This window comes from Exiguobacterium sp. SH3S3, from assembly GCF_004337115.1.
In the GTDB taxonomy this organism is placed as follows: domain Bacteria; phylum Bacillota; class Bacilli; order Exiguobacteriales; family Exiguobacteriaceae; genus Exiguobacterium; species Exiguobacterium aurantiacum_A.
In genome coordinates this window covers 104,681-118,998 of the sequence record NZ_SJUU01000001.1, presented here as the reverse complement: position 1 = coordinate 118,998, position 14,318 = coordinate 104,681, and the positions used below count along the sequence as shown (strand labels likewise).

Annotated in this window: 13 protein-coding genes; 4 read left to right on the top strand and 9 right to left on the bottom strand. The window is 51.3% G+C overall.

The features are described 5' to 3' along the window. Positions 1 to 16: 16 nt before the first annotated feature. Both coxB and cyoE read right to left on the bottom strand, forming a co-directional pair. On the bottom strand, positions 17 to 994 hold the full coding sequence (gene coxB / locus EVJ28_RS00570) for a cytochrome c oxidase subunit II (protein WP_131456349.1): 978 nt from the start codon (positions 992 to 994) through the stop codon (positions 17 to 19). A gap of 96 nt (positions 995 to 1,090) precedes the next feature. Beyond that, positions 1,091 to 2,017, bottom strand: a complete 927-nt coding sequence (gene cyoE, locus EVJ28_RS00565) for a heme o synthase (protein WP_071399537.1) — start codon at positions 2,015 to 2,017, stop codon at positions 1,091 to 1,093. A 333-nt stretch (positions 2,018 to 2,350) separates the two neighbouring features. Between cyoE and EVJ28_RS00560 the strand changes: the two genes are divergently transcribed. Beyond that, on the top strand, positions 2,351 to 3,253 hold the full coding sequence (locus EVJ28_RS00560; protein ID WP_131456312.1) for a COX15/CtaA family protein: 903 nt from the start codon (positions 2,351 to 2,353) through the stop codon (positions 3,251 to 3,253). A gap of 66 nt (positions 3,254 to 3,319) precedes the next feature. Here the strand turns inward: EVJ28_RS00560 and EVJ28_RS00555 are convergent, their stop codons facing one another. From EVJ28_RS00555 to EVJ28_RS00540, 4 genes are all read right to left on the bottom strand, one after another. Then, positions 3,320 to 4,675 (bottom strand): cryptochrome/photolyase family protein, encoded by a 1,356-nt coding sequence (locus EVJ28_RS00555; protein ID WP_131469623.1) that lies wholly within the window; start codon positions 4,673 to 4,675, stop codon positions 3,320 to 3,322. Between the two features lie 53 nt (positions 4,676 to 4,728). Further along, positions 4,729 to 8,178 (bottom strand): pyruvate carboxylase, encoded by a 3,450-nt coding sequence (locus tag EVJ28_RS00550; RefSeq protein WP_070327582.1) that lies wholly within the window; start codon positions 8,176 to 8,178, stop codon positions 4,729 to 4,731. 26 nt (positions 8,179 to 8,204) lie between these two features. Beyond that, entirely contained in the window at positions 8,205 to 9,440 is a 1,236-nt protein-coding gene (locus tag EVJ28_RS00545) for an FtsW/RodA/SpoVE family cell cycle protein (RefSeq protein ID WP_131487810.1), read from the bottom strand. 86 nt (positions 9,441 to 9,526) lie between these two features. Next, complete coding sequence (locus EVJ28_RS00540) at positions 9,527 to 9,805, bottom strand: Fpa/YlaN family protein (RefSeq protein ID WP_070327584.1); 279 nt, start codon at positions 9,803 to 9,805, stop codon at positions 9,527 to 9,529. A 172-nt stretch (positions 9,806 to 9,977) separates the two neighbouring features. Between EVJ28_RS00540 and EVJ28_RS00535 the strand changes: the two genes are divergently transcribed. Together EVJ28_RS00535 and EVJ28_RS00530 are read left to right on the top strand one after the other, a co-directional pair. Beyond that, entirely contained in the window at positions 9,978 to 10,445 is a 468-nt protein-coding gene (locus EVJ28_RS00535; RefSeq protein ID WP_070327585.1) for a hypothetical protein, read from the top strand. Between the two features lie 147 nt (positions 10,446 to 10,592). Next, complete coding sequence (locus EVJ28_RS00530; RefSeq protein ID WP_131456351.1) at positions 10,593 to 11,792, top strand: multidrug efflux MFS transporter; 1,200 nt, start codon at positions 10,593 to 10,595, stop codon at positions 11,790 to 11,792. Between the two features lie 28 nt (positions 11,793 to 11,820). Here EVJ28_RS00530 and EVJ28_RS00525 read toward each other — a convergent pair whose 3' ends face one another. Both EVJ28_RS00525 and EVJ28_RS00520 read right to left on the bottom strand, forming a co-directional pair. Beyond that, positions 11,821 to 13,137 (bottom strand): PhoH family protein, encoded by a 1,317-nt coding sequence (locus EVJ28_RS00525; protein ID WP_131487808.1) that lies wholly within the window; start codon positions 13,135 to 13,137, stop codon positions 11,821 to 11,823. 32 nt (positions 13,138 to 13,169) lie between these two features. Continuing rightward, a complete protein-coding gene (locus EVJ28_RS00520; protein ID WP_070327586.1) occupies positions 13,170 to 13,619 on the bottom strand; it encodes a PNPOx family protein in 450 nt (149 codons plus the stop codon). Positions 13,620 to 13,732: 113 nt separating this feature from the next. On the opposite strand from EVJ28_RS00520, the gene EVJ28_RS00515 reads away from it, so the two are divergent. Further along, entirely contained in the window at positions 13,733 to 13,933 is a 201-nt protein-coding gene (locus tag EVJ28_RS00515) for a YlaI family protein (protein WP_083273976.1), read from the top strand. Positions 13,934 to 13,969: 36 nt separating this feature from the next. On the opposite strand, the gene EVJ28_RS00510 is transcribed toward EVJ28_RS00515, so the two are convergent. Continuing rightward, entirely contained in the window at positions 13,970 to 14,302 is a 333-nt protein-coding gene (locus EVJ28_RS00510) for a YlaH-like family protein (RefSeq protein WP_070327587.1), read from the bottom strand. Positions 14,303 to 14,318 lie beyond the last annotated feature (16 nt).

The following is a 14,318-nucleotide window of genomic DNA, read 5'->3' as shown; positions in this document are numbered from 1 at the left end:
AATCCCCCTTTTCCCGTTAGTCAATCTTCTGATCGTACAAGAAGTCAACGAGTGCATCTAACTCTTCATCACTGATTTGGCCTTCGCTGAAGCCAGGCATGAGCGCGCCTTGTTTTAATTCTTGTGGATCACGAATCCATTCTTTCAACTTTTCTTCGTTGTTTTCGAGGTAACCCGCCAACCACTCGCGGTCACCGAAGTTCGTCAAGCTCGGCGCGACTTTACCGCCACCGTGGCAGCTCAAGCAACTTTCGACGTACACTTGCTCACCTGTCGTCAAGTTTTGATTGTCGGCGACAAGTTTTTCTGTGTTTTCGTCTTGCTTCGCTTTCATGTCTTCGAGCCACTGATCGTAATCAGCTTGCTCGAGGGCGATGACTTTGAAGTCCATGAGCGCGTGCGATGGTCCACAAAGCTCGGCACACTTACCGTAGAACGTACCAGCTTCGTTTGCATGCAACCACATCTCGTTATCTAACCCTGGGTTCGTATCCGTCTTACCAGACAAAGCCGGTACCCAGAACGAGTGAATGACGTCTTTTGATGTCAAGTTGATACCGACCCGTTTACCGACCGGGATGACAAGTTCTTGTCCTGTGACAACACCAGCGTTCGGATATTCGAACTCCCACCAGTACAGGTTGGCTGTAACGTTAATTTCTTCTTCTTTTTTCGCTTCTTTCGCTTTCGCGAGTTCGACAGTCGTTGTGATTGTCGGAACAGCGAGAATGATGAGCAAGATGATTGGAACGACTGTCCAAATCATTTCGAGCGTGCTGCTACCTTCCACTTGCTTCGGAATCGATTCATCTTTCCGACGGAATTTCATGAGCACGTACACGTAAATGACCGTTACGATGACAAGTACAAAGAGCATGATTGCCAAACTGATGAGAATGATCCGGAGCTGAATTTCAGCGCCTTCTCCCATCGGCTTCAATGCAGACAATCCCTCTACGCCGCACCCTGACAACAGTAGCGCGAACATCATCATCGGGACGATGCCAAACAGAAGCTTCTTAAATGATTTCACAACAATCCCCACTTTCTCCCAAAATGATGTGCAATGGTTTCTATATAGTGAGTGCGATTACCAAAGTGCCGTCAATACCAGCGCGACAATCCACACGACTAAATAAATTAATGAATAAAAGAACATTTTGTTAGCCCACTTGATCTCATCTTCGGCTTTAAACCCTTTCAAACCGAGATATAACCAGTAGCCCCCAAGACCGGCCGCAATGATCACGTAGACCGTACCGTAATGCATAAACAAGAGCGATGCTGGAATGAGCGTCGCAATCCACCAAATGATTTGCCGCTTGGTGATCGCGAAGCCGTTTACAACGGGCAGCATCGGAATGCCTGCCGCCCGGTATTCCTCGACGCGTCGCATCGCGAGCGCGAGGAAGTGTGGCGGTTGCCACAAGAACATGACGAGGAACATGAGCCAGGCGTCGATATGAAGCGCCGGGTCAATCGCGGCCCATCCGATCAGCGGTGGAACCGCTCCGGAGATACTGCCGACGACCGTGTTCAACGTATGTGTCCGTTTTAGCCACATCGTATAAATAACGACATAAAAAAATGCCCCGATTAAACCGAAGACTGCTGCTACGTACGACACGATCAATAAAAGTAATGTCCCGACCGCAAGTTGCGTAAGTCCGAGAAGTAAAATGCGCTCCCCTGAAATTTTACCGGTGACACTCGGTCGATTGTCTGTACGTCCCATCAAGTAGTCGATATCACGGTCCACGAAGTTGTTTAGGTAACAACTCCCGGAAATGACGAGTGCGCTTCCTAACATCGTTAATAAGAGCTGTGGCCAAACTTCAAACAAATAAAGCACTGGCGTGTCACTCTGGTATGTTGTTGCCACAAAGAAACCGGCGAACACTAACAAAAGGTTAGCGCGTACGATTCCCATTTTTGCCAAAGCAACATAGTCACGGAACGAGGCGGCGGATTCTGTATAGTCTACTTCTGCCACTGTTCCCGGGTTGACTTTTGTCATGCTGACCCCCCCACATAATCACGAAATACTCGTATTCTTTTCACAGAAAAAACACAATATGAACAAAGTACACCTAACTCATTACAAAGATACCATATTTCCAAAAAGAATACGTCGTTTATGCTTGTAAAATAGCGAGTTTTTTATGGCGGACGTGTGATAATTGTCACAGTAAAATTCCTGTACCAATACTAGGATAACGATTTTGATAGCGATTGCAAGCTTTTCCATTTCGTTTTTCCGGACTAAAGCCGTATAATAAGTATGGCGAAAAAAATAAAAACATACAAGGCACAATTCTAGTGATTTTTCTCAAAAAGCAGGTGGAAACGAATGCATAAAAAACTCGCACTATTCTCAAGCCTTGTCACCCTCGGTATGATGCTCGTCTTGATCATGGGCGGTACTGTTACGAAAACCGACTCAGGTGACGGCTGCGGGGCAGACTGGCCGCTCTGTCACGGGAAACTGATCCCGACGAACCCGAGCGTCGAGACGATGATCGAATACAGTCACCGTGTCGTTTCAGGGATTGAGGGACTCCTCATCATCGCCTTGACGATTTGGACGTTCACGGTCGTCAAAAATCGATTCGATGTCAAAGTGTTCGCGTTCCTCGCGTTTATTTTCATGTTGATCCAATCGATCATCGGCGCCGGAGCCGTCATCTGGCAACAGTCGGACGCGATTCTTGCGCTCCATTTCGGGATCTCGCTCGTCTCGTTCGCCTCGCTGCTCATCTTGACGATTCTTTTATTCGAAGGTGAACGGGTACACAAAGCCGTGTCCGAAAAATTAAAGATTCACTTGTACGGGTTGACGATTTACACGATGGTCGTCGTCTACACAGGAGCTTACGTCAGACACCTCGGTGCGACATACGCTTGTGTCGGTTGGCCGATCTGTGAGCAAAACGTGTGGACGTTCGAATCATACGTTCAAATGGGCCATCGCATCATGGCGGCACTTCTCGTCTTCTACACGCTCTACGTCCTCTATTTGGCCCGACGCGAAACGAACCGTCTCGTCGAACGGGGCATGTGGGCCTCACTATTCTTCATCATGCTTCAAGTCGGCACGGGTGCATGGATCGTCCTTGGCGGCCACGCCACATACGTACCGCTCTTGCACGCTTTCTTGATCACGTGCTACTTCGGAATCATCTCGTACTTGGCGTACCATGCGTATCGAAGCACCAATCGAGCGGTAGACGCAGCTCGAAAAGAAACGGTCTGACGAATCAAACCAAATCACGAATCACAAAAAGGAGCGGGCGACCGCTCCTTTTTGTATGCCTATCTGTCACTGCGCGTCCTTGAACCGCTCGAGCGCCCTTGCACGCGCCGCCTTATGATCGACGATCGGTTCGATATAACCGTCCCGATCTGACGGGTCAGGAAAGTGGATCGCTTTCCTGTCAACGTCAGCCAACTCGGTTACATATTTGCGGATAAACGTCCCGTCCGCGTCGAACTTCTCCGACTGGATCGTCGGATTAAAGATCCGGAAATACGGCACGGCGTCCGTTCCGACCGAAGCTGCCCATTGCCATCCGCCGATGTTCGAGGCCGCCTCGTAGTCGATCAACTTCCGTTCGAAGTAGCGCTCGCCTTTGCGCCAGTCGATCAACAGATGTTTCGTCAAAAACGAAGCGACGATCATCCGGAGCCGGTTGTGCATCCAGCCGGTCTCGTTCAATTGACGCATCGCCGCGTCGACGATCGGATACCCGGTCTCGCCACGGCACCATTTCTCAAACTGGTCGTCATTGTCTTCCCAGTCAAGGTGTTTATATTTGTCGTTGAACGGCCGGTCTTTCAGTCCCGGGAACTGGACCATGATCATATAGTAGAACTCGCGCCACAATAGCTCATCGTAATACGTGTCACGTCCTGTTGACTGCCGCGCCTCGAGGACGGCTGCTGCGACCGTACGAATCGACAACACACCGGTCCGTAAATACGGTGACAGCCGGCTCGTCCCGGCGATCGCCGGGATGTCACGGTCTTCGGCGTAACTCGTCACCCGGTGTTCCACAAAATCGCGTAACCGTTTCATGGCCGCTTCCTCTCCGAGCGCTTTCCACGAACGTTCACACCGGTCAAACTGCTGTTTCAATTCATCAGGTAGTTCATGTTTCTTCGTCGCGAGTTGTTTCAATCGAGCGACGTCGACGTCGTACGGTTGCGGCGGCGTCTCGGCGTACACCGCTTTTTTGAATGGCGTGTACACTTTATACGGAGTACCGTCTTTTTTCGTGAACGCGTTCGGGGCGAATAAATGACGGTCGAGCAAACGGATGACTAACACGTCTCCCCCCAGCGCTTCGATGACCGCATCGTCACGTTGTTTGAACGGCTCGACATACTCAGCGTTAAAATAAAGCGCGTCGAGTCGTCCGAGCTGCTCGACAAACGCTTCCGTTGAGTCGGCAACAATGGTGCGCAGCCCTATCTCTTGATCGGTGAGCTCCTGCATGAACTGCTTCATCGTCGCGAAAAAATAATCGTGTCTCGTCTCGAACGGCTCGCAGTATTTCGGATTGAGCCAAAAGACGAACTCGATGTCATCGTCATCGGCGGCGTCTTTCAAGACCCGGTGTAACATATGGTTGTCACTTAATCGAAAATCTGACCGGAACCAACATACTCGTCTCATCTTCCCCACTCCCTATCTAAAAAAGAAGCATAGCGTGGCTATGCTTCTTTTGATTATACAAATTCAATCAGTAAGTCGTCACTTTGGATTGTGTCGCCTTCTTTAATATGGATCGCTTTAATCTCACCGTCTTGCGCGGCTTGGATCGTCGTCTCCATCTTCATCGCCTCAGTGACGAGAAGTTGTTCCCCACGATGGACCCGGCTTCCTGGTTCGACGAGTACTTTCAAGACCGAACCTGGCATCGAGGCACCGACTTGTTTCGAATTCGAGCGTTCCACTTTCGGTCGGCTCGTCGTCGCCGACTTCACGTTGACGTCTTTAATCTCGATTTCACGCGGTACGCCGTTCATCTCATACGAGACGAGGCGGATCCCGTCTTCGTTCGCAGCGCTCACTTGAACGAGCTTGATGATGAGCGTCTTCCCTGTCTCGATTTCGACTTGGATCGTCTCGCCGACGTTCAATCCATAGAAGAACGTCAACGTGTCAAGCACCGAGACGTCACCGTACGTGTTCGTATGGGTCACGTAGTCCTCGAACACTTTCGGATAAAGCGCGTTCGCGAGCAGTTCAAAGTCCGTCACCGGACGTTCGAGCTTCTCAAACAACTTCGTTTGAGCCGCTTCAAAGTCGTACGGCTTGATCAGTTTACCTGGACGGACCTCGAGCGGCGTCTCACCTTTGAGAATCGCTTGTTGGACGTCTTTCGGGAACCCTCCTGGAGGTGACCCGAGCTCACCGCGCATCATCTCGACGACCGAGTCTGGGAAATCAAGTTGATTTCCTCGTTCGATAACGTCCTGTTCGCTCAAGTTATGTTGAACCATGAAGAGTGCCATGTCCCCTACGACTTTAGACGACGGGGTCACTTTGACGATATCGCCGAACAACATGTTGACGCGGGCGTACATCGACTTCACTTCACTCCAGCGGTCACCAAGACCGACCGCTTTCGCTTGTTGCTGCAAGTTCGAATACTGTCCGCCCGGCATCTCATGCTCATACACCGATGGATTCGATGCACGCATGTCACTTTCGAACGGTTCATAGTTATGACGCACGTCTTGCCAGTAGTCACTGATGACTTCGTAGTGCTTCGCATCGATCTTCGGCTGGCGTTCGTGATGGTCGAGTGCGTAAATCAAACTTCCACCTGAAGGCTGCGACGTCATACCCGACATCGAGCTCGCTGCGACGTCGACGATATCGACGCCCGCATCAGTCGCCCGTGCGTAAGTGAAGATCCCATTCCCCGAAGCGTCGTGCGTGTGCAAATGAATCGGCAAGTCGACGGCGTCTTTCAGTGCCGACACGAGCGCATACGCCGATTCAGGTTTTAAGAGGCCAGCCATATCTTTGATTGCAAGAATATGAGCTCCGCTCGCTTCGAGCTGCTTGGCGAGATCGACGTAGTACGGCAAGTGATACTTCGGACGGTTTCCGTCATACAAGTCACCGGTGTAACAGATTGCCGCTTCTGCGACTTTCCCTGTCGGCAGCGTCGCGTCGATCGCGAGTTTAATCGATTCGATGTTGTTCAAGCTGTCGAAGATACGGAAGATGTCGACACCGGCATAAGCCGCCTCGTGGACGAACTTCTCGATGACGTTGTCGGCATAGTTTTTATACCCGACGGCGTTGGCACCGCGAAGGAGCATTTGAATCAAGACGTTCGGCATTTTCTCACGAAGGCGCATGAGACGTACCCACGGGTCTTCCGAGAGGAAACGGTAGGCGACGTCAAACGTTGCCCCGCCCCACGCCTCGACCGAGAACAGTTCTGGCATGAGTTTACTCGTCGGCTCGGCGATATTCAAGATGTCTTGCGTCCGCATCCGTGTCGCGAGGAGCGACTGGTGGGCGTCTCGCATCGTCGTATCCGTCAAGAGTAGCTCTGGTTGACGTTTGATCCAGTCAGCCAAACCGTCTGGACCGAGTTCTGTCAGGATTTGTTTCGTCCCCGGCTTCGCTTCGGCCGGAAGGTTTTGCGGAATCCGGACCGAGCGGCTGATCGGCTTATCTTTCAAGCCGACACCCGGGAATCCGTTGACGGTGACGTCCCCGATATAGTTGAGGAGTTTCGTCCCCCGGTCTTTCCGTTTCGGGAAGACGAACAGTTCGGGTGTATCATCGATGAACGACGTACTATAGTCCCCGCTAATAAAGTTTTGGTGCTTCATGACGTTGATCAAAAACGGAATGTTCGTCTTGATGCCGCGAATCCGGAACTCGTTCAAGTTACGGACCATCTTCGCTGCCGCTTGTTCGAACGTCATCCCATGCGTCGACAGCTTGACGAGGAGCGAGTCGTAGTACGGCGAGATTTCAGACCCGACATAGGCGTTCCCGCCGTCGAGACGAACCCCAAAACCGCCTGGCGAACGATACGCCATGATTTTCCCTGTGTCCGGCATGAAGTTGTTAGCCGGGTCTTCCGACGTGACACGGGATTGGATCGCATAGCCGAGCAGTTTGATATCTTCTTGCTTCGGCATGTGAATCACGTCACCGTGAAGCGACTCGCCTTGGGCGATCATGAGCTGTGTTTGGACGATATCGAACCCAGTAACCATCTCAGTGATCGTATGTTCGACTTGGATCCGTGGGTTGACCTCGATGAAGTAGAACGACTCATCCTCAGTGACGAGGAACTCGACCGTCCCTGCGTTCACATAGCCGACGTGACGCATCACTTGAACCGCCGCGTCACAGATTGCTTGACGAGACGCCTCCGACAACGTCACACACGGTGCGACTTCGACGACTTTCTGGTGACGACGTTGAACCGAGCAGTCACGCTCAAACAAATGGATGATGTTCCCGTGATCATCCCCGAGAATTTGCACCTCGATATGCTTCGGACGTTCAACTAATTTTTCTATGTACACTTCGTCTGAGCCGAACGCTTGCTTCGCCTCTGACTTGGCACGTTCAATCAAATCTTTCATCTCAGCCTCGGTCCGGATGACGCGCATACCTCGTCCGCCGCCGCCCATTGAGGCTTTGACCATGAGCGGGAAACCATGCACGTTCGCAAAGTCGAGCGCGTCTTCGTACGAAGTCAATGGACCGTTCGAGCCTGGAATGACCGGTAGCCCGGCTGCGATCGCGTTTTGACGAGCCCGAACTTTATCTCCGAACGCGTGCAGGTGCGATTCGTCCGGTCCGACGAAGATGATGCCTTCTTCGCGGCAACGACGAGCTAGTTCAATGTTTTCCGATAAGAAACCGTAACCCGGGTGAATCGCGTCACTCCCCGATTGCTTCGCGATTCGAATGACGTCTTCGATGTCGAGATAGGCGTCGATCGGTTTCTTGTTGAGACCGATCAAATACGCTTCATCGGCTTTAAAACGATGTAACGATCCACTATCCTCTTGCGAATAGATGGCGACAGTACGCATTCCTAATTCTGAGGCTGCCCTAAATACACGAATGGCAATCTCTCCACGGTTGGCTACAAGCAATTTGCTAATTGATTTCAACCTAAATCCCCCCATTTTGGAAATCGTTTACATATACATCTTTACCTTACTACATGTAGTGATGCATTTTGAACGTTTTCTTCTGATTTTTCGCGAATTTCCGCGCGGCGTGTCGCCTCTCGGTGACGGTTACGCATCGAGATACTGCTGAGCACACCGAGAATTCCCATCGTCATGATCAGCGACGTGCCGCCGTAACTGACGAGTGGAAGCGTCACACCCGTACCCGGGAACCAGCCCGACATCGCCCCGATATTGATTCCGGTTTGGACCATGATTTGCGCGGCAATCCCGAACGAGACGAACATCGCAAAATGGCTGTCGGTATGGTTGGCGATATTTACTGCCCGGAACGCGATGAAAAAGAGCAACACCAAGACGACGAGGACGCCGATAAAGCCAAGTTCTTCGGCGATGATCGACATGATATAGTCCGTCTCCGGCTCCGGCAAATAGCCATACTTTTGATAACTATTCCCAAGTCCGACGCCGGTCAATCCCCCATGCACGATCGAGATGATCGACATGAGAAGTTGGTGCCCGTAGCCTTCTGAGTCCATGAATGGATTGAAGACGACGTTAATCCGACTAACTTGGTTATCTGTGAAAACAAACGTATACATAGCATAAACAAAACCAATTCCAGCAATAATCACCGGGATGATGATGCGAAGCGGGGCCCCGGCAGCTAACCACATCATGAACATAATTACCCCTAAGACGAACAATCCGCCATGGTCAGGCTGTCCATTTATGACGAAGGCATACGGGAAAAAGTAGAACAAACCCGGGATGATGAAGAAAGCCCCGATTTGGGCGCGTAGCTTTTTCCGTTCGATCGCCGCACGGCCGATTCGGCCCGGCCATCCTGTCAGTTCACGATTCCATAATTGATGGTAGTAGTTAGCGAGCAATAAAATTAACACAAACTTGGCGATTTCGATTGGCTGGATCGTAAGACCGCCGATGATGAGCCAAGCCCGGGCACCGTTCAGCGGTGTCATCGCCCAAGTGACAAACAGTAGAATGACCGAGAGCGCATAGAGGCTTCGCAACACGTTCTTTTTGCGGAAGTTTTCATACCGGAACATCGTCGCGATCAAATAGACGACAATCCCAAACCCTGCATAGAACAGTTGCCGATAAAACAAGCTACTGTTCGCGTAATCCCCACGATTCCAAACACTGGCGCTGTAAATCATGATTGAGCTGATCCCAACGAGCAAAAGCACCGCAATGAACAGTGAGAAATCAAAGTACCGAAACCGAGTTTTCATGTTTTCACTTCCTTATGTACAGCAATCCGCAACCCGTTATAAAAAAATACTCAAACAGCGCCGCCTGCACAGTTTGAGTATAAGGTTCATAATTCTGAAGCTTCCGCGAGCGCGGATAACTTTTGTTCCAATGAATCGATCAGTTGCTTGCCTTCGACATCTGAAATAAGTCCAAGCCGGACCGCAAAATCGATTTGGCGCGACAGACCGAACATATGTGTATCAAGTACCTCTTCATAAAGCGGGCACTTCGGCATTTTCAAGTTTTCTAATTGTACCTCAATCAAGCAACGGATTTTTTCAGCATCTGCTTCAAGCAAGTGAAGCGCCTGTTCCCGTTGGACTGCAGCCAAATTTGTCGCCACTACGACCCCTCCTCCGTACAATGACAGACTGTTTGTCATAACTCAACTGTACATTATATTTCATCATAATTCAATGAACAGTCTAGATTCAAAGCGTGTTTCTCGCAGTTTTCCTTTTTGCACGGAAGAGCTGTATAATATACATTGTATCGCTAGTTAAGGGGGAGTATCAATGATTTTTCCGTTAGATGGAGCGGTCCGTCACGCGCTGACGATTGACCCGACTGTATGGATTTTTGACGAACGTAAACGCAAAGTCGACGAACTCGACCAAGCCGTCGAGAATGATTCAGACGCCTACTATGCCAAAATGGGGAAGGCATGGGACGACGGATTGACACTAGGGACGCGCGTCGACCACAATAAGCCGATGTCGCGGGCCGATAAAGACGCTGCGCTTCGTGACTCGTTCGCGATGCCGTTCGCACCATTTCTCCAAAACGCCGAGCCGCTCAATACGGCGACGCACGTCAGCTTTTATGGGGAGACGGTATTGACGATCCCGCTCGCCGAAGTCGGTTCGATTTATCTTCAGTTTTCACAAGATGGAAAAGTGTTGGCTGACGGACCAGTCTATGCACTCTACAACAACCAAATCATCCGTCAGGTCGACCATATCGTCGTCCGAACGGATGGCTGATGGGAAGGCGCTCGCCGTCTCAGGCTGTTGACGAACGAGATCGCTTATAGCGACCGCGTTCGTCTTTTTTTTGGACTTTTTACTTCACAAAGTGTAACATGTGTGATATCGAAATATACTCTATGCAGAAAGGTCGTGACGCTTACGATACCTTTATGGAAAAAGAACTTGATCATCGTTTGGATCGGCAGCTTCTTGACGGCCGCCTCGATGAGCCTCGTCTTGCCGTTCCTGCCCTTATTTATCGAAGAGCTCGGCGTGACCAACCCTGACCACGTCGTCACCTGGTCCGCCGTCGCTTTCGGCGCCACTTTCCTCGTGGCCGCCATTGTCTCCCCGCTTTGGGGCCGACTCGCTGACCAGAAAGGGCGCAAGCTCATGTTGATTCGGGCGAGCCTCGGAATGGCCGTCGTCATGTTCTTGATCGGCTTCGTGCAAGACGTTTATCAACTCGTCGGTTTACGACTCATCATGGGTGCCGTCTCCGGATTCATCTCGGCCGGCATCACTCTCGTCATCTCACAGACACCAAAAGAGAAAAGCGGCTGGGCGCTCGGCACGTTGTCGACCGGTGGTATCACCGGCGGACTCCTCGGTCCATTGATCGGCGGACTGCTCGCAGACTGGATTGGGCTTCGACCCGTTTTTCTCTTTACCGGTAGCGCACTCTTCGTCACGTTTTTAATCACACTCCTGTTCGTGAAAGAAGATTTCGTCCCGGTGGCGCGCGAGCGACTTGATTCGACAAAGTCGATCATCGCCTCGCTCCGTCATCCCCAACTCATCTTCAGCTTGTTTTTGACGACGTTTTTAATTCAGTTTTCAACGCAGTCAATCGGGCCACTGTTGACACTGTACGTCCGTGAACTGAATCCGTACACGACTTCCCTCGCGTTCATCGCGGGAATCGTCGCTTCAGCGCCGGGGGTGGCCGCCCTCCTGTCCGCACAACATCTCGGACGGCTGTCAGACCGCCACGGGCCGGAACGGATTTTGTTTTGGGCGCTCATCATTTATACCGCGTTCTTGATTCCTCAGGCGTTCGTGACGTCGACGACACAGCTCGTCATGTTGCGCTTCGGCCTTGGTTTCGCGACCGCGGCACTCATGCCGTCTGTGCAGTCACTGCTAAGGAAACATACACCGAGTCACGCGACCGGACGCATTTTTTCTTACAACCAGTCGGCCCAGTTCATGGGCAACCTGCTCGGACCGTTGTTCGGATCCCAAATCGTCGCCCACTTCGGATTCTCCGCTCTCTTCATCATAACCGGTTTGATCATGTTGACGAATGCGTTGCTTGAGAAGGCGAACGTCCAAGTTTTGCTCCACCCAAACACAAAATAGACGTCGAGCTCACGCTCGGCGTCTATTTCTATAGCAAATCGGCCGCCAACCGGGCGAGCGACGAGCGTTCGCCTTTGATGAGTTGGACGTGACCGAATACGTTTTGCCCTTTGAACCGCTCGACGGCGTACGAGAGCCCGTTCGAATATTCATCTAAATACGGATGATCGATCTGATACGGATCGCCGACGAGAACAATCTTCGAATTCTCCCCGACCCGGGTCAAAATCGTCTTGATCTCGTGCTTCGTCAAGTTCTGCGCTTCATCGATGATGATGAACTGATCCGGCATACTTCGCCCCCGAATATATGTGAGCGCCTCGAGCTGAATCGATTTGATGCCGGCGAGGATATTTCCGAGCTCGTCTTTCGAGTTGGCATTAAACAAGAATTCAAGATTGTCATAGATCGGCTGCATCCACGGACGAAGCTTATCTTCCATCTCACCCGGCAAGTATCCGATGTCGTTGCCCATCGGCACGACCGGACGCGCCACGACGAGCTTGTTGAAGCGACGTTCGTCCTCGACGAGGGCAAGTCCCGCCGCGAGAGCGAGGAGCGTCTTCCCGGTCCCGGCCTTCCCGAGGAGCGTCACGAACGGAATATCGTCGCGAAGCAGTAAATCGAGCGCCATTCGTTGTTGGACGTTCCGCGGATGAATGCCCCAGACGTGCTCGGCGTCGAGCGATAACGGTCGAACGATCGGTTGTAACGGATCGACGACCGCGAGTGCGCTCGCTTTCGAAACGTTACTCTTTAAGATGACAAATGAGTTCGGATACAGTTGGTTTTTCGAAAAAGCCGACGTCGGTAGCTTGCGTACTTGATAGAATTCATCAATTATTGCCTGATCGACCTCAATCTCGCGATAGCCGGCGTACAGATTCGTCGTGTCGACAATATGGTCTGTCAAATAATCTTCGGCTTCGATGCCGATCGCATCCGCTTTGACACGGACCAGTATATCTTTTGAGACGACCACGACTTTCCGGTTATGATCATGCTCATACTGTTTCATCAAACCGAGTGCGACCGTCAAAATCCGGTTGTCATTCGTCATGACGTCGAACGGGAAGTCGACTGTATGTTCATGACCGATCTCAACGAAGAGATGGCCGCCATTCTCGAGCGGCACCCCGTCATGAAGTTTGCCGGTCGATCGGAGCTGGTCAAGCACACGCGCCGTTTCTCGGGCGTTACGGCCAAGCTCGTCCATGTTTCGTTTTTTTCCATCGAGTTCTTCTAGGACGATGGCCGGGATGACGACGTCATGCTCATCGAATTGAAAGAGTGAGAGTGGGTCGTGTAGAAGTACGTTCGTATCGAGCACATACGTTTTTTTCATAAGCTTTGCCGCCCCTCGAAAATTGTTGGTGATCAAGAGTTCAAGCTTTCCTTCACTTCTCGGTCCAATTTTTCCGCTGCTTCGATATCGTACGTCTTGACGATGTCCGGTTGCCCGAACGTCGCCCCGTAAAAGGAGATGTTGCGGACTTCTTCGACCGAACCTTTAAAAAAACGCAGGTGCAGTCCCGGTTTTACAGCCGGTTCAAATTCATGGACGTGCGAGAGCGTCACACTGTAAGCGAGACCGTCCTCTAAAAAGATGAGCCCCGCCGTCTTTTCGCTTGTCAACAGCGTGATGAGATGCGAGTTTTTTGTCAGGGCAAATCGGACTGTCTGTTGATCGGTCGCCTGCACCCAACTGATGGCGTGGGTGATCGGCCACCGCTTCGCTTCATCAAACGCGACGAGAAACGTCAACGGCATCTCGTTTAACGTTTCTTGTTGCGCCCGGGAAAGTTCGAACGTTGCTTTACTCGCCATGCACTCCCCTCCTTCTTAAACGGGTATATGAAATGGATTCGCCCTTAATGACTTCTTTCCCTGCTTTTCTATCTGGAAATCATGCTATAATCAACGAAGAGGAAGGTGAGACCATGCGCGTAAAGTGCTCTCTTTGTGATAAAGTCGATACGATTGATTCGTGGTCGTTCGAAGCGAAACGACTTCGCAATAAACCTGCTAAAACGTACATGTGCCAAGAATGTCATGCACGCATTACGGAACGAACGGCTGAGCGTGCGGCAACAGGCCAATTCCACCTATATCCATCGTTTCGCCAAAAGCGAAGATGGTAACAAAAATGGACGCCCCTTTAACGGGACGTCCATTTTTTAGGTTGGTTCATTGACTTGGTCTTGACGGCGGTTCCACCAGAGCCGGCCCCGATAAATGGCTAGGACGACCGCCATGACGAGCAATACTTCCGGGATTGGCCACGTGAAGAAGACGAGCGCCATCGTCCCCGCTCCGAGCGCGAGAATGATGTAGACGATGAGCGCCTTCCACCACGCGAGTTGTTTGGCAAAACCTAATTTAAAGACGAGCAACGTCAATAAGATGACCGTGATGATCAAGGCGTTAAAGCCGACCGAAAAGTCGTTCGCGTCACTGCCGACACCTAATAGCGAGGCGATCCACGGAACGTCGATTTGGGTAATGTCCATCGTTTGAGAAGCTTTC